Source organism: Stenotrophomonas rhizophila, assembly GCF_001704155.1.
Taxonomy (GTDB): domain Bacteria; phylum Pseudomonadota; class Gammaproteobacteria; order Xanthomonadales; family Xanthomonadaceae; genus Stenotrophomonas; species Stenotrophomonas rhizophila_A.
Genome location: NZ_CP016294.1, coordinates 1,341,786 through 1,357,162, shown reverse-complemented (window position 1 = coordinate 1,357,162; position 15,377 = coordinate 1,341,786). Strand labels below are relative to the sequence as shown.

The following is a 15,377-nucleotide window of genomic DNA, read 5'->3' as shown; positions in this document are numbered from 1 at the left end:
GTGGCGTTCCCCAACTACGACGCGGCAAGGCGTGGATCGGGCACCCCTAATTCGATGAATTTTTTTTGACAGCGCTTTCGGCCACGTCGCGCATGCGTACGTGGATGCCATCGGCACGTTGCTGGATGACCAGCGCCGGCTGCTGGTCCAGGAACGCACGCAGCGAACCCAGGTCATCGGCGCGCAGGTTGCCGGTCAGGCGAAGCGCGCCGGCGTCATCGCTCACGCGCAGGCGCAGGGCGTTGCTGCGGTTGAAGCGGTCGGCCACTTCGCGCAGGGGCTCGTCGCGGAACACGATGCGGCCCTGCCACCACGCAATCATGCTGGCCGCGTCCTCATCGCGCAGCTGCACGCGCTGGTCGCGATAGTCCACCTGGGCCACCTTGCCCGCCGACAGATCGGCCAGCAGGCGTCCGCGGCCGCCATCACCGTGCACCTGTACGCGGCCCTCGCTGACCGCGATCCGCGCCTGCTCGCGCAGCAGCGAGACATCAAAGGTGGTGCCGATGTCGGTCACCTTCAGGCCGCCAGCATGCACGGCAAACGGCCGGCGGTCCGGCGCGACCACGAAGCTGGCCTGGCCTCGCTCCAGTTCAACGCGTCGACCGAACAGGCTCATCCGCACCGAGACTTCGCTCTCGGCATTGAGATGAAGCACGCTGTGGTCGGACAGCTCGATCTGACGGGGCGTGCCATGGGCGGCCACATAGCGGGTGGTATGCGGCCACGCCAGCGGCGTGCCGATGCCCACCGCCATCAGCAGTGCGGCTGCGGCAGCGATACCAGGAAGCCACCGGCGTCGGGCCGGCGCGGGCGCGGCTGCACGCGGCGCGCGCGCCGGCAGCTGCACGACGTTATCGCCCGTGCCCTGCGCTGCCGGTGCCGCCAGCAGTGCGTCCAGGTCGATCGGCATCGCGCGCAGCGCCTCCCCCAGCGCGCCCGCGGTTTCGCTGATCACCAGATACTCGCGCAGGTGCTCGGGCGAGACCAGCAGCCAGTCCATGAAGGCGCGCTGCTGCGCGGGCGTCACATCGCCCTGGCGTTGCAGCGCATGCCAGTGGGCGGCGGCCTGGGTCAACGCGGAGGGGTGCAGCGACGGTGCGCTCATCGCAGCACCTCGCGGTCGGCCATCGCGCGCCGGCACACGGCAAGCCCGCGCACGACGTGCTTCTTCACCATGTGCGGGGAAACACCCAGGCGCTCGGCAATCTGCTTGTAGCTCAGCCCATCGCGGTACTGCATCACCAGCACGGCGCGGGTGTGCTCGGGCAGCGTGGCCAGCAGCGCCTGCAGGCGCTGGCTGCGTTGTTCGCGTTCGGCGGCATCTTCCACGCATTCCCCGCTGGCCAGGCCCTGGCCCAGCTGTTCGATGTCCTCGATCGGCAGGGTCGACCAGCGCCTGCGGCTGGCCTGCTCACGCGCCAGGTTCAGCGCTACGGTGAACAGATACGCCTCGGGATTGGCGATGGACTCGCCCGGCCCCGCATGCGCACGCAGCAGACGCAGGTACGTCTCCTGCACCAGGTCTTCGGCGTCCTGTCGCGCCCCCCGGCGCACGAAGAACCCCCGAAGCACCGGCGCGTGTTCCACGAACATCCGCGCCAGCCGCCCTCTTGCCTGCTCGGCCACTGTGCCGCCCCAACCCCGGAAGTGCGGCGCAAGGTAAGCGCTGCGTATTACGCGGTGGTGACGGTGCGATGCGGCCGCCGGCACTTGACAGGCCCAGGGCCACGGCGCACGATTAGTTAACGAATTAATTAACTACCGGAATGGACCGCATCTTCGAGGCCTTGGCCTCCACCGCCCGCCGCCAGATCCTGGCCTACCTCAACGGTGGCGAGCTCACTGCGGGCGAACTGGGCGAACGCTTTGATTTCAGCAAGCCGGCGCTCTCCAGCCACCTGCGCATCCTGGAGGATGCCGGCCTGATCGAACGCGAGAAGCGCGGCCAGTTCGTGTATTTCCGCCAGGTGCCCGACCGCCTGACCAACACCCTGTTCGCCTGGGCCGCCGAAGTCTGCCCGGTTGGCGGCCCCCTGCAGCGCGAGAGCCGCGCACGTGCCAAGCGCAAACCCACCCCTTCGACCTGAGCCCTGCCACCAGGAGACCGGCATGCTGGACACCCACCGCGTGAGTCGTTCGTTCCCCAGCATCAGCCTGCCTTCGTACGGGGATGGCAGCCCTGTGGAAGTGGCCTTGATCACCCAGCTCGGGATCGGTGCGGGCGACCAGCTGCTGCGTGATGCCGGGCTTCGCCAGGCCGCGCATCCGGCCTTCGTGGATGCGCTGGACGAGCCCTCCGCACGGCTCGGCGGCATGCACCTGGCCCACGACGATGCGTCGTCGCTGTACTCGTTCTCGGTCGGGCGCCAAGGGCATCCGTTCCACCGCCACGCCGGGCCACGCATGTTCACCGCCATCGCCGGCAGCGGCGGTGCGCAGCTGCGTTTTTCCACCGCGTCCGATGCCCAGCTGCAGCGCGACCCGGCTGCGTTCCTGCATGCGCTGCGCTGCGTGGACATCCCGCCTGATTGCCTGTTCACGGTGCGCTTCGGCAGCGGCACCTGGCACCAGTTCGTGTCGCGCCACCCACGCCACCCGGCGCTGTTCGCGCTCTCTTGCCATGCCAACGAACGCAGCGGGGCGTTGACCGAGGCGCAGCGCGAGCAGATCGATGCGGACAGCGCCGACATTCCGTCCCTGACCGATACCCTGCCGCAGACGCTGCAGCTGTTGCTGGACCAGGCCGACCTGTCGCGCGTTCCGGTGGTGAGCCTGTCGCTGCAGTCGCCGGCCCGTTCGGCGTTGGCCGGCCTGTGCGCGCGCACACGCGACCTGATCGGCCCACTGCGCGCATGGCTGGCGCGGCTGCGCCCGGCGCAGGGTTACATCGGCCGCAGCGCTGCGCGGCATCCGGTGCAGGCGCTGCCCGCCCCGCCGGCAGATTCGCTGCTGCACGGGGCGCTCGCCGACGGCGTCGACCACCAGGACTACAACACGCTGGTGCTGCCCGCGCACAGCGTGGCAAGCCGTTCGGCCAGCGTGGTGCTGGAAGCGTTGCTGGAAGGCTTCGTGCTCAATCCACCGCCCAGCGTGGGCCGTTTGATGGCACTGCGAAATGCACTGGTGGCGCCGCTTCATCTGCGCACTTCAGCCTTGGGTTGCCCGGTCTCCTCGCTGCTTTCGACCGACCGCAGCACGCTCTTTGCCGGTCGTTTCCCGGTCCATGCACAGCGCGTGGACGCAACCGACCGCAGCGCCGAAGTGCTGCTGGGTGCGGACGACCGCCACCTTCGCTTCCGTTCCTGCGTCCGTGTGCAGCTGCATGCTGACGGCGCGGCAGTGATTGCACTGGGCACGCGGGTGCGCACCCACAACCGCTTCGGTCGCCTCTACATGGCGGCCATCGACCACGTGCATCGCCGCCACATCAGCCCCGCCATGCTGCGCATGGCCGTAGCCCACGCGCTGGCCCCGGACCTTGTCCAGGCAACCGTGCCAACACAGACAGCATTGGCCAGATAAGCGCCCCGGCGCGGGTGCAGCGGCGGCGGCGGGCTGTCAGTCCCCGCTTCCCCCATCAGCGCCCGCGCTATCGCCAATATCCGCGTCGCGGCTTTCAGCATGAAGCCGCCAACCGCCCGGATCGGCGGTGTGCGTGCCGCCGCCATCACCGTGCCAGGGATCGTCGGGACCCTGGCCCTCGGACGTGCGTGCCATCACCACGAACATGACGCACAGCACCGCCCCCACCACCGGCAGCAGCCAGATGACGAGCAGCTGCAGGCGCCGTTGCGATGCAGGCGCGTCCGCCTTTGCCCATACGTACAGCGAGGCCGCCATGTTCACCACCAGCAGGCCCGCTACCAGCAACAAAACCAACATGCGTGCGTCCTCGTTGAAGGAAACCGAACGGCCTCGTTGGCGGCGATTATGGGCTATGGCCTGCGGCGCAGCGTCACCAGCGTGATTTCTGAGGGCACGCCCAGGCGCGCGGCGAAGCCCGGCCACAGGCCGGCGCCGTTGCTGACGTACAGCGTCATGCCGTCCACGTCGTAGCGTCCGGAGACGTACCCGCCGTTGGCCCGCTTCACCAGCTGGTCCATGCCGACGATGTGGCCACCGTGGGTGTGCCCGGACAGCTGCAGCTGCACGCCCTGCGCCGCGTTGGCGCGCGCTTCCCCCGGGCGATGGTCGAGCAGGATCACCGGCGCCCCGGAATCGGCGCCCGCCAGTGCTGCCTTCAGATCCGGCATTGGCAGGCCATAGCGCGCCGCCACTGGGTCGGTGACCCCGGCGATGGTCAGCACCGCGCCATCGCGCGTGACCCGGGTGTGGCTGTTCTCCAGCACCTGCATGCCCAGCGCGCGGAATGCCGGCATCCACTGCGCATACTGGCCGTAATACTCGTGGTTGCCGGTGATCGCGATCACCCCATCCGGTGCGTGGAGCTGGCCCAGCGCGCGTACATCGTTGGCGCGGGCGGCGACGCTGCCGTCCACCAGGTCGCCGGTGATCACCACCAGGTCCGGCTTCAGCGCGTTGCTTTCAGCCACCACCTTGGCCACCCAGTCGCCGGTGAGCAGGCGGCTGGCGTGGATGTCGGTGAGCTGCAGCACGCGATAGCCATCGAACGCTTGCGGAAGGCCGGCAATGGTCACCTCGATCTGGCGGGTCTGCGGCACGGCAATGCCCTGCTGCACGCCCCAGATGCCCAGTACCAGCGCCAGTCCGCCCGCCGCTGGCCGCAGCCAGCTGCGACGCAGGGCATCGGCAGCGCGCGGCAGCTTCAGCAGGCGCGCGCCCAGCAGCAGGACGTCCAGCACCAGCAGGAACACCGCCACCAGCAGCAGGGCGGTGAAACCGCTTGCCAGCACCACCAGGGCCGCCTTGGGAATCTCCGGCGAAGCCATCGTGCCGGCAAACCGCGCCACGATCCGGTGGTGCAGCGCCAGCGCCAGCACCAGCAGGCCCAGCGGGCCACGTACCGAGACCGGCACGCGCAGCGGCCAGATCAAGCGCCACACCACATACAACGCAAGCACTACTCCAACAACACTCAGCACAGGCAATTCCAGGTTCCGGGGGGATGCGCGCGCGCCAGCGGCGATCGTGCAGCGCACCATCTTTGCCGATGTTGACGACAGGTGCCACCGCGAGGGGGTGGAATTCTGGGTTGCGCGGTTCAGCGAGAAGGTGATTTCTTCGCTTTTGCCTTGGCCGTATTGAAGGCCACCGCCGCCCGGATCAGGGCCTTCAACGCCGCCTCGTTGATCTTCTCGCCTTCATGCACGTCGATGGCGCGGCGGGTGTTGCCCTCCAGGCTGGAATTGAACAATCCCTTCGGATCGTCCAGCTTGGCCCCATGGGCGAAGGTCATCTTCACCGCGGCTTTGTAGGTTTCCCCGGTACAGAGGATGCCGTCGTGCTCCCAGACCGGCACCCCGCGCCACTTCACGGTTTCCACCACGTCGGGATCGGCCTTGTGGATGATGCTGCGGAGCTGCGCCAGGGTTTTGCCGCGCCAGTCGTCCAGCGCGGCGATCTTTGCATCGATCTGCTGCGCGGCGTCGTCCGGTGCAGCGGTGGCGGTGGCAATCGGCTTGCTGCGGGTGCTGGCACGTGGCATGACCGGGTCCTGATCAACGTTGAAAGAAGGGGATGGGTTACATCCTTTCGCCGGGAAGCCGGCTGGCCTGCTTCACCCAGCGGGTGAACTGTTTGGCATCCAGCGGCACGTCCTCGACAACGTGCAGGTAGCGCGTATCCTGGCTTTTGGATGCCTCCGGCGGCACCGGATCCAGTGCCTTGCCACGAAAGAACGCCACTTTGATGTAGCGCGCGTAGCAATGCATGCTCAGGAACCAGCCGTCATCGCCGGCGGCATACAGCGGCGAGTTCCATTTGACCGCCTTGCGCACGCCCGGCACCGCTGCCACGACCAGCGCATCGAGCTGCCGGGCCGCGTCGCGCTTCCAGTCGGGTATTGCCGCGATCCACGCCTGCACGGGGGCATCGCCCTCGCCTTTGGGAATCTGCGGGTTGCCGCCGGCCAGCAGGCGCGGCGTGCCGGTGGATGGGTCGGGGACTGCTTTGCGTCGGGTGGTCGCCACGTCGATGCCCATGCAGGTGCCTGACCGCCTTATAGACCGCCCTCCCATCAATTTCAACGCGAGCGTGCCGAGTCAGCAGCGTGACGAATCCGGCGATGGGGCGAGCTGAACGGCCGCCCCATCCTGGCCGGCAGCCCCTTGCATCCTCGCGTCCCGCGCCCTATAAATGAGTGGTCACTCACTTATACCCCGTCATGGCCCGCCCCCTCAGCGAAGCGAAACGCGATGCGATCCTGGCTGCTGCCGCCCAACTGGTGGCTGCACAGGGCGTGGGCGCGTCCACCGCGCAGATCGCCAAGGCGGCCAAGGTCGCCGAGGGCACGGTGTTCACCTACTTCGAGACCAAGGACGCGCTGCTCAATGCGCTGTTCGTGCGCCTGGAAGAGCGCCTGGCGTTGGCGGTCGGTGGCACCTTCCCGGCGAATGCCGAGGTCCGTGAACAGCTGCACCATGTGTGGAACGCGCTGCTGGTCTGGGGTGCGGCGCATCCGATCGACCGCATGGCACTGCGCCAGCTGAAGGTGTCCGAACGCATCACCGACTGCACCCGCACCCACTGCGCCGGGCTGTTCGGCACCACGCTGCAGACCCTGGAAGCCAGCCTTGCCCGCCATATCGACCCGGAGCGCATTCCGTTCTACCTCGGCCGGGTGCTGATCAGCCTGCTGGAAACCACGCTGGAGGCCATGGCCGCCCAGCCCGAGCAACGCGACACCCTGCAGCAGGCCGGTTTCGACCTGTTCTGGAAGGGCATTCAACGTTGATTTTTTCTCCGCCAATGAATGAGTGCTTGCGCACTCATCCACAAGACCAAGGAGACGCATGCGCATCCTGCCTGTACTCGCTGTCGCCTTCTCCCTCACCGTTCTGATCGGGATGACCTTCACCGTGCCTATCGCCTCTTACGACACTTCGCCGCAACGCGCCGATGACCAGTTCACCAACGTGGCCGCCAAACCGAAGGAATCCTTCGGCGCCACGCTCAAGCTGTTCTGGGAGTTCATGTTCAACCGCCCGCCGGGCACCACCCCGCCCAAGGCGCCGCCGGTGCGCGCGCTTACCGCGCAGGCGCTGGCCGAAGCGCCGGACCGCAGCATGTACCGGCTGGGCCACTCCACCCTGCTGATCAAACTGCGCGGTGGCTGGTGGCTGACCGACCCGGTCTTCTCCAAGCGCGCCTCGCCCGTGCAGTGGATGGGCCCGAAGCGTTTCCACGCCCCGCCGATCGCGCTCCAGGAACTGCCGCCCATCCGTGGCGTGCTGCTCTCGCATGACCATTACGACCACCTGGACCGCGCGACCATCAAGTACTTGGCAACGCGTGCACAGGTGTTCCTGGCCCCGCTGGGCGTGGGCGACCGCCTGATCGACTGGGGCGTGCCGCAGGACCGCGTGGTGCAGCTGGACTGGTGGGAAGAAACCCAGGTCGATGGCGTGCGTTTCGCCGCCACCCCGGCCCAGCATTTCTCCGGCCGCGGGCTGCGCGATGGCAACCGCACGCTGTGGGCCTCGTGGGTGATCCTGGACGATGAGCTGCGCGTGTTCTTCAGTGGCGATACCGGCTATTTCAACGGCTTCAAGCGCATCGGCGAACGTTACGGGCCGTTCGATGTCGCCTTCGTTGAAACCGGTGCGTATGACGCCAAGTGGCCGTTCGTGCACATGCAGCCGGAACAGACCGTGCAGGCGCACCAGGACCTGCGCGGCAAGTGGCTGGTGCCCATCCACAACGGCACCTTCGACCTGGCCATGCACCGCTGGGAAGAACCATTCGAGCGGGTCAGCGCGCTGGCCGCGCAGCGCGGGATCGCGCTGTCCACGCCGGAAATGGGCGAACGCCTGGATCTTTCCGCGCCGCATGCGGGCACGCCGTGGTGGCGGGCGCTGGCCGCAACGGAAAGCGAAAGCAGCGGCGTAGTGGCGGGCAGCGCGCGCTGAGTGGACTCTGCCTTGCTCAGGCTTCGGGCAGGACGCGCTCACGGGCGCGTCGCCGGCCACTACCGATGAACACACCGACACAGGCGCCCAGCATGCCGCCCAGAACGTAGGCCACGCTGTTCCAGCCGTTCAACAGGAACGCGCCGAGAAAGCCGTCGTCCATGAACCGGCTGACGAAGTACACCGCCATGCAGCACACCAGGAGGTACATGGCGGCTACGGCAAGGGCGAATCGGTAGCGCCTTGAGATGAGCCCACCCAGCAGCGCTATCCACACTCCGACCATGACCCCCGTTACATCTCCCGCCTCGAAGGAGAACGAGGCCTTGGCGACGAAGGAAATCCTGAAGAAATGCGTGATCCCGGTCACCAGACCCATCACCACCAGCACCGCTGCCATCTGTCGCCACATACGCTCCACTCCCTTGGAATCTGTCCCGCGCAGCCTACCCGTTCAAAGGCAGGCTGGCGATGACCCGCCGCGTTACTACCGATCAACAGCGTCGGCGCGCTCCAGGGTCAGCTCGGCATGCTCGGCTGGCGTCTTGGCCAGCCAGCTGGCCCAGCCCAGCTCACGGGCCTTTGCCAGTTGCGGAAGGGCCCTCGCCGGCATCGGCGGCTCGCTGCCCAATGCCTCCACGCGCCGGCTCTGCCGGACCCAGTTGATGAAATCCGGGTTGTCCATGCTGTAGTCGCTGCCCCCATCACGCCGGATCGGCCGCAGCTGGTAGCCATTGCCATACACGGGACGGACCAGTACGTAGTAGCGCCGGCCGGCCTCCAGGTCGGCGTCCATGAAATGCACGCGCATGCCATCGTTGGAGACGAACATCTTCCTGCCGGGGGCCGTGGAATACACCACCTTGTCTTTTCCACCGATGGCCGAGATGAAACGGTCACCCTCGGGGGTTACTTCACTCAACATCGTGTACATGCCGCCGAACAGCGAGGACGGGCGCAGGAAGATCAGCTGCGCCTTGTCGGGCTCCGGGAGAGCAACCGACTGCGTGGCACTTTTCTTGACGAAATCCCGGGCCCCGACGGGGGCAACGAACGCAAACAGCGAAAGCACGCACAAGACGAATCGCATCATGGTGGATTCCAGAGGTTGGCAGGAGGAACTGCGAACGAGGTACCCCAGCACAGGGGCGCGGTATCATCGCGCGTTCCCGCCATGGAGTCACCGCATGCCCAACCTTTCGACCCGCTGGACCGGCCGCGCGGCGGCGGTACTCCTGCTCCTGGCGCTGGGCCCGGTGGTGTCTGCCGCCGATGACACGACCACCGCGCCCAGCGCCCGCGACCGCGCGGTAGCCGATGCGGACCAGATTTCCCGGCAGCTGCTCCAGGTGCGCGAGGGCGAGAACGAACTGAACTGCGCCAAGGCCGTCGAGAACGCGCGGTACGGCGTGGAAACCATGCTGGAAGTGGGCGAAAAGAACGTCCGCGGCGGTTACCTCGCGGCGGAACAGTTCAATGCCTCCGCCGCGCCATTGCGTGCGTTGCTGCCGCAGCTCACCACGGCCGACTGCGAAGCGGCCGACGGCAACAAGCGCGCCTTCTACCAATGCATGTCCAGCGATTACAACCACGTGCTGGCCTGCGGAAAAGCGCATCCTTACTGAGCCGCGTTACGGATTGGAAGCCGCAGGTCAACCGCGCCAGCACCTAGCCTACGTACTACCCCGGCAGGCTGGCACTGCCCGACGGGGCATGCCTGCCGATGCTCAAATCGAGGAAGTGACCGTGGAAGTGTTTCCGAAGAAACCGGCGTAGCCAGGGCGGCACGCACCGACCGTCGCAACGCGCGCCTGCCGAATCTCTCGGCGCCCCGTAGAGCCACGCCCTGCGTGGCTGCTCTCCGATCAGGCACCACGAAGCCACGCTGGGCGTGGCTCTACATCGGTGCTGCGGTCGAACCCCGCACCATCAAGCGGAACTCAAGCGTCTGCTGCAGCGGTACATCCACGCCTTCGATGATGGCGAGCAGCAGGTTCACCGCGCGCTCGCCGATTTCCCGCATGGGCTGCCGGACGGTAGTCAATGCGGGCGTGAGGTAGCTGGACGATGCCAGATCGTCGAAGCCGACGATGGACAGCGCATCGGGCACGCGGATGCCCAGGTCCCGGCAGGCTGCCAGTACCCCCAGCGCCATCTGGTCGCTGAAACAGAAGATCGCGGTGGGCACGGTCGCGCCGGCCAACAGCGCCCTTGCTGCCGCATGACCCGATTCCACTGAGAAATCCCCCGGCACCACGCTCAGGTGGCGCAGGCGACCGCGTGCCTTGCTGGCGGCCTGCACCCCTTCGAGACGCTGCTGGTGCAGGGGATTGTCAGGCGGCCCGCCGACTACGGCGATCCGCTCGTGGCCCAGACCGTACAGGTGGTCCATCACCGCGCGTGCGGCGGCGGCGTTATCGATGTGCACGCTGGGGATGCCCAGTGCGGGATCGAACTCGCAGCCATTGACCACCGGCGCGGTGGTGCCCTGCTGCTGCACGATCGCGCGTGCGGTCGGCGGCAGGCGATGGCCCAGCACGATCATGCCGTCGGCTTCGTTGCGGCGGAGCATCTGCGCGTAGCGCTCTTCGCGCTCGGGGCGATGCTGGGTATCACCCAGCAGGACCGCGTAGCCCACCGCCTGCGCCGCTTCCTCCGCGCCCTGCAGGATCTGGGCGAAGAACGGATTGGCGATGTCCGGCACGGTCACCAGGATCTTGCCGCTGCGCTGGGTCTTGAGCGTCCGGGCCACCGTGTTGGGCACATAGCCCAGCGCGGCGGCGGCCTGCTCGATGCGCGTGCGCGTGGCCGGCAGGACTTTGTCCGGCCGCGAAAGCGCCCGCGACACCGTGCCTGCGGAAACGCCGACGTGCTTTGCGATGTCGTAGATGGTTGCCATGGGTGTTGGGTTCTTCTTGTCGCTGTGCAGTGCACAACAGGTTTTGCGGAACGTCCTGCTAGGGTAATGCAATCGATTGCATCAGGGTGAATCACGTTGAAGACGCTCAAGGGTCCGGCGCTGTTCCTGGCACAGTTCATCGGCGACACACCGCCCTTCAACCGGCTGGACACGCTGGCCGAGTGGGCGGCCGGCCTGGGCTATTCTGGCGTACAGGTCCCCACCAGCGCGCCGCACCTGTTTGATCTGGCCGAGGCCGCCCGCAGCCAGGCGTACTGCGACGACATCGCCGGCATGCTGGCCGGGCATGGCGTGCAGATCACCGAGCTGTCCACGCACCTGCAGGGGCAGCTGGTAGCCGTCCACCCCGCCTACGACAGCCTGTTCGACGGCTTCGCGCCAGCAGACAAGCGCGGCGATCCGGCCGCCCGCCAGGCCTGGGCCGTGGAGCAGCTGCTGCTGGCTGCCAAGGCCAGCGAGCGACTGGGGCTGACCGCGCATGCAACCTTCTCCGGCGCGCTGGCCTGGCCTTACTTCTACCCCTGGCCGCAGCGCCCGCCGGGCCTGGTGGAAGAGGCCTTCGCCGAACTTGGCCGGCGCTGGCGCCCGATCCTCGATGCCTTCGACGCCTGCGGCGTGGACCTGTGCTTCGAGATCCACCCGGGCGAGGACCTGCACGACGGCGCAACCTTCGAGCGCTTCCTCGACGTGGTGGACCACCATCCCCGCGCGAAGATGCTGTACGACCCGAGCCACCTGCTGCTGCAGCACATCGACTACCTGGGCTTCATCGACCGCTACCATCCGCGCATCGGCATCTTCCACGTCAAGGACGCGGAGTTCCGCGCCAGTGCGAGTAGTGGCGTGTATGGCGGCTACCAGGACTGGATCGATCGCCCGGGGCGGTTCCGTTCGCTCGGAGACGGCCAGATCGACTTCAAGGCGATCTTTTCCAAGTTCGCGCAGTACGATTTCCCGGGCTGGGCGGTGCTGGAGTGGGAGTGCTGCCTGAAGCACCCCGAAGACGGCGCGCGCGAGGGCGCCGCCATCATCCGCGACCACATCATCCGCGTGACCGAACGTTCCTTCGACGACTTTGCCGACAGCGGTGCGGATCCTGCATCGCTGCGCCGCATGCTGGGTATCTGAGCCATTACCGCCTGGGAGGGCAAGCCATGAGGCACGCCATGTCGCGCTTGGGCGCGATGATGTTTCTGCAGTTCTTCATCTGGGGCGCATGGTTCGTGACCCTGGGCACGTACCTGGTGCAGGGCCCGCTCCAGGCCAGCGCCAGCCAGGTGGCCACGGCCTTCCTCAGCCAGTCCATCGGCGCCATCGTGGCGCCGTTCCTGGTCGGGCTGATCGCGGACCGCTACTTCGCGGCGCAGCGCATTCTCGGGGTCCTGCACCTGGCCGGTGCGGTGCTGATGTGGCTGGCGTCTACGGCGACGGACTTCAACACGTTCTTCGCCTGCGTGATGGGCTACATGTTGCTGTTCATGCCGACGCTGGCGCTGGCCAACAGCGTGGCGATGCGGCACATGCAGTCGCCGGAGAAGCAGTTCCCGCCCGTGCGCGTGGCCGGCAGCGTCGGCTGGATCGTGGCCGGCGTGCTGATCGGCTGGCTCGGCTGGGAACAGGCGCATACGCTTGAACTGACCTTCCGGATGGCAGCGATGGCATCGCTGGCGTTGGGCCTGTACGCGTTCACCCTGCCGCACACGCCGCCGCTGGCGCAGCAGCGCGACGCCGGGCTGGGCCAGGTGCTGGGGCTGGATTCGCTGCGGCTGCTGAAGTCGCGCTCCTACCTGGTGTTCTTCCTGGCCTCCATCGCCATCTGCATTCCGCTGGCGTTCTACTACAACTTCACCAACCCCTATCTCAACGACCTGGGCGTGCGCGGCGCGGCCGGCCTGCAGTCACTGGGCCAGGTGTCCGAAGTGCTGCTGATGCTGGCCATGCCGTTCCTGTTCGTGCGGCTGGGGGTCAAGACCATGCTGGCGGTGGGCATGGCCGCATGGGTGGTGCGCTACGTGATGTTCGCCTTCGGCGATGCCGGCGGCGGCTTCTCCCTGCTGGTGATCGGCATCGTGCTGCACGGCATCTGCTACGACTTCTTCTTCGTCACTGGCCAGATCTACACCGATGCACATGCCGGCCCCGCCGCGCGCAGCAGCGCGCAGGGGTTCATCACCCTGGCCACGTACGGCGTGGGAATGCTGATCGGCACGTTCCTGTCCGGCGCGGTGGTGGAGCACTACACCACGGCGGCGGGCCCGGACTGGCAGCGGATCTGGTTGTTCCCGGCCGGCGTGGCGCTGGTGGTGCTGGTCGCCTTCCTGTTGTTGTTCCGCGACCGGCCGGCGCTGGCCGCCGCGCCCAGCACGCACTGAGGAGTCGACACGATGCGCAAGCTTGGAATCGCCATTGTGGGCACCGGCATGATCGCCGCCGTGCATCGTCGCGCGGCGCTGCTGGCCGGTGCGGACGTCCGCGGCGTGGTCGCCTCGTCGCCGCAGCGCGCAGAGGAAGTGGCGCGCTCATGGAATGTTCCGCGCGGCTATCGTGACATCGAAGAGGTGGTCGCCGATCCGCAGGTACAGGTGGTGCACGTGTGCACGCCCAACCACCTGCACCGCGCCATGGCGCAGGCGGCACTGGAAGCCGGCAAGCACGTGATCTGCGAGAAACCGCTGGCCACCACGCTGGAAGACGCCCAGGCCCTGGCGGCATTGGCTGCCTCGACCGGGCTGGTCGCCACGGTGCCGTTCGTCTACCGCTACCACCCGGTGGTGCGCGAGGCACGCGCACGTATCGCGCAGAGCGAGTTGGGGCCGCTGCACCTGATCCACGGCAGCTACCTGCAGGATTGGCTGCTGGACCCGGCCAGCAACAACTGGCGCGTGGACCCGGCGCTGGGCGGCGCCTCACGCGTGTTCGCCGACATCGGCTCGCACTGGTGCGACCTGGTGGAATGGGTCAGCGGCGAGCGCTTCGTTGATGTCAGCGCGGCGTTCGCCACCGTGGTCGCCGAGCGTGGCGCGGTGGGCGGGCAGAGCTTCACCACGCCGGCGGCGGGTGGCGCGATGCAGGCGGTAACCAGTGAAGACGTCGCCGCAGCGATGTTCAAGACCGGCGCAGGTACGCTCGCCTCGTTGACCGTCAGCCAGGTCTCGGCGGGCCGCCACAACCGCCTCTGGTTCGAGATCGACGGCGCCACGGCCAGCGTGGCATTCAACCAGGAAGACCCGGAGCGGCTGTGGATCGGCCGGCCCGACCAGCGCGAAGAAACCTTCGTGCGCGGGCCCGGTGCCGGCAGTGCCGAACAACGCCGGCTGGCGGTGCTGCCACCCGGCCACGCGCAGGGCTACGCCCAGTGCTTCGAGGCGTTCGTCGCCGACACCTATCACGCCATCGACGGCGAGCGGCCGCAGGGCCTGCCTACCTTCGAGGACGGCCTGCGTTCGGCGCTGATCGTCGACAGCGTCATTGCATCGGCCAGGTCGCGCGCCTGGACCGCCATCGGTTGAACTGCATGAGGATTTCTTGATGAAGACTGCTGCACGCCGGACCACCACCCTCGCATTGCTGCTGCTCGCCGCCCTGCCCGCCTTCGCCGGTGACGCGGCAAGTCCACAGCAGCCCATCGCGGTGCAGATGTACACGCTGCGCAACGCCGGCACGCTCGACCAGCAGTTGAAGATCGTGCACGACGCGGGCGTGGGCGCGGTGGAAACGGTCGGCACCCAGAACGTCAGTGCCGCTGAACTCAAGCAGCTGCTGGACCGCTATTCGATCAAGGCGATTTCGTCGCACGTGCAGCTGGCCGATCTGCGCAAGGACCTGGTTGGCGTGGTGGCCTTCAACCGCGCGATCGGCAACACCACGCTGGTGGTGCCGTACCTGGACAAGAAGGATCGGCCGACCGATGCCGCCGGCTGGACCGCCCTGGGCCAGGAACTGGGCCGCATCGCGGCGCAGGCGAAAGCCCAGGGCATGCACCTGGCCTACCACAACCATGACTTCGAGCTGGTCGACTTCGGCGGCAAGACCGGCCTGGAACTGCTGTTCGCCGCAGCCGGCCCCGACCTGCAGACCGAGCTGGACCTGGCCTGGGTGGCGCGTGCCGGCCATGACCCGGTGGTGATGCTGGGCAAGTTCCGCGGCCACGTATTCGCGGTGCACGCCAAGGACAATGCCCCCAAGGGCCAGGCCGAAGACGAGGGCGGCTTTGCCGCCGTCGGCCAGGGCGTGCTGGACTGGAACGCGATCCTGCCTGCCGCCGCCGCTGCCGGGGTGCAGTGGTACATCGTCGAACACGACCAGCCGCGCGATCCGGCCACCGTCATCAAGACCGGCGCAGACTACCTGCGCCACCACCTCACCGCCCGCCTGCCCGCCAGCGCACAGCGCTAGCCAGCCAAGGA

At 67.6% G+C, this 15,377-nt stretch carries 18 protein-coding genes; 9 read left to right on the top strand and 9 right to left on the bottom strand.

All coding sequences use genetic code 11. The annotated features are described in order from the left end of the window. Positions 1-46: 46 nt before the first annotated feature. Positions 47-1,108, bottom strand: coding sequence for a FecR family protein (locus tag BAY15_RS06210; RefSeq protein WP_068850047.1), 1,062 nt, complete (start codon positions 1,106-1,108; stop codon positions 47-49). Beyond that, entirely contained in the window at positions 1,105-1,596 is a 492-nt protein-coding gene (locus tag BAY15_RS06205; RefSeq protein WP_068850044.1) for an RNA polymerase sigma factor, read from the bottom strand. The genes BAY15_RS06210 and BAY15_RS06205 overlap by 4 nt, the downstream gene beginning before the upstream one ends. Positions 1,597-1,769: 173 nt before the next feature. On the opposite strand from BAY15_RS06205, the gene BAY15_RS06200 reads away from it, so the two are divergent. Together BAY15_RS06200 and BAY15_RS06195 are read left to right on the top strand one after the other, a co-directional pair. After that, positions 1,770-2,090 (top strand): metalloregulator ArsR/SmtB family transcription factor, encoded by a 321-nt coding sequence (locus tag BAY15_RS06200; RefSeq protein WP_068850041.1) that lies wholly within the window; start codon positions 1,770-1,772, stop codon positions 2,088-2,090. A 22-nt stretch (positions 2,091-2,112) separates the two neighbouring features. Further along, a complete protein-coding gene (locus BAY15_RS06195; RefSeq protein ID WP_068850038.1) occupies positions 2,113-3,525 on the top strand; it encodes a DUF2867 domain-containing protein in 1,413 nt (470 codons plus the stop codon). Between the two features lie 36 nt (positions 3,526-3,561). On the opposite strand, the gene BAY15_RS06190 is transcribed toward BAY15_RS06195, so the two are convergent. The 4 genes from BAY15_RS06190 to BAY15_RS06175 all read right to left on the bottom strand — a co-directional run bounded on the left by BAY15_RS06190 (position 3,562) and on the right by BAY15_RS06175 (position 6,125). Beyond that, positions 3,562-3,885 carry a hypothetical protein gene (locus tag BAY15_RS06190; RefSeq protein WP_068850035.1) on the bottom strand — a complete coding sequence of 108 codons (324 nt, stop codon included), beginning with the start codon at positions 3,883-3,885 and terminating at the stop codon, positions 3,562-3,564. Between the two features lie 53 nt (positions 3,886-3,938). Further along, complete coding sequence (locus tag BAY15_RS06185) at positions 3,939-5,066, bottom strand: metallophosphoesterase (protein ID WP_068850032.1); 1,128 nt, start codon at positions 5,064-5,066, stop codon at positions 3,939-3,941. A gap of 119 nt (positions 5,067-5,185) precedes the next feature. Continuing rightward, on the bottom strand, positions 5,186-5,629 hold the full coding sequence (locus BAY15_RS06180) for a DUF1801 domain-containing protein (protein ID WP_099047385.1): 444 nt from the start codon (positions 5,627-5,629) through the stop codon (positions 5,186-5,188). A 37-nt stretch (positions 5,630-5,666) separates the two neighbouring features. Next, on the bottom strand, positions 5,667-6,125 hold the full coding sequence (locus tag BAY15_RS06175; protein WP_068850029.1) for a DUF1801 domain-containing protein: 459 nt from the start codon (positions 6,123-6,125) through the stop codon (positions 5,667-5,669). 182 nt (positions 6,126-6,307) lie between these two features. Between BAY15_RS06175 and BAY15_RS06170 the strand changes: the two genes are divergently transcribed. Both BAY15_RS06170 and BAY15_RS06165 read left to right on the top strand, forming a co-directional pair. Further along, complete coding sequence (locus BAY15_RS06170; RefSeq protein WP_068850026.1) at positions 6,308-6,877, top strand: TetR/AcrR family transcriptional regulator; 570 nt, start codon at positions 6,308-6,310, stop codon at positions 6,875-6,877. Positions 6,878-6,935: 58 nt separating this feature from the next. Continuing rightward, the gene (locus BAY15_RS06165) at positions 6,936-8,051 is read left to right on the top strand and encodes an MBL fold metallo-hydrolase (RefSeq protein WP_068850024.1); all 1,116 of its coding nucleotides are present in this window, start codon (positions 6,936-6,938) and stop codon (positions 8,049-8,051) included. Positions 8,052-8,067: 16 nt separating this feature from the next. Here the strand turns inward: BAY15_RS06165 and BAY15_RS06160 are convergent, their stop codons facing one another. Next, entirely contained in the window at positions 8,068-8,451 is a 384-nt protein-coding gene (locus tag BAY15_RS06160; RefSeq protein ID WP_157771700.1) for a hypothetical protein, read from the bottom strand. A gap of 87 nt (positions 8,452-8,538) precedes the next feature. After that, positions 8,539-9,144 carry a hypothetical protein gene (locus BAY15_RS06155; protein ID WP_068850019.1) on the bottom strand — a complete coding sequence of 202 codons (606 nt, stop codon included), beginning with the start codon at positions 9,142-9,144 and terminating at the stop codon, positions 8,539-8,541. 94 nt (positions 9,145-9,238) lie between these two features. Between BAY15_RS06155 and BAY15_RS06150 the strand changes: the two genes are divergently transcribed. Further along, positions 9,239-9,676 (top strand): hypothetical protein, encoded by a 438-nt coding sequence (locus BAY15_RS06150; RefSeq protein ID WP_068850016.1) that lies wholly within the window; start codon positions 9,239-9,241, stop codon positions 9,674-9,676. A gap of 272 nt (positions 9,677-9,948) precedes the next feature. Here the strand turns inward: BAY15_RS06150 and BAY15_RS06145 are convergent, their stop codons facing one another. Then, the gene (locus BAY15_RS06145) at positions 9,949-10,950 is read right to left on the bottom strand and encodes a LacI family DNA-binding transcriptional regulator (RefSeq protein WP_068850013.1); all 1,002 of its coding nucleotides are present in this window, start codon (positions 10,948-10,950) and stop codon (positions 9,949-9,951) included. Between the two features lie 96 nt (positions 10,951-11,046). On the opposite strand from BAY15_RS06145, the gene BAY15_RS06140 reads away from it, so the two are divergent. The 4 genes from BAY15_RS06140 to BAY15_RS06125 are packed head-to-tail and all read left to right on the top strand — an operon-like array spanning position 11,047 to position 15,366. Continuing rightward, positions 11,047-12,099, top strand: a complete 1,053-nt coding sequence (locus tag BAY15_RS06140) for a sugar phosphate isomerase/epimerase family protein (protein ID WP_068850010.1) — start codon at positions 11,047-11,049, stop codon at positions 12,097-12,099. Positions 12,100-12,125: 26 nt separating this feature from the next. Then, on the top strand, positions 12,126-13,343 hold the full coding sequence (locus BAY15_RS06135; protein ID WP_068850006.1) for a nucleoside permease: 1,218 nt from the start codon (positions 12,126-12,128) through the stop codon (positions 13,341-13,343). A gap of 12 nt (positions 13,344-13,355) precedes the next feature. Further along, positions 13,356-14,480 (top strand): Gfo/Idh/MocA family protein, encoded by a 1,125-nt coding sequence (locus tag BAY15_RS06130; RefSeq protein ID WP_068850004.1) that lies wholly within the window; start codon positions 13,356-13,358, stop codon positions 14,478-14,480. A 19-nt stretch (positions 14,481-14,499) separates the two neighbouring features. Further along, a complete protein-coding gene (locus BAY15_RS06125; protein ID WP_068850002.1) occupies positions 14,500-15,366 on the top strand; it encodes a sugar phosphate isomerase/epimerase family protein in 867 nt (288 codons plus the stop codon). Positions 15,367-15,377 lie beyond the last annotated feature (11 nt).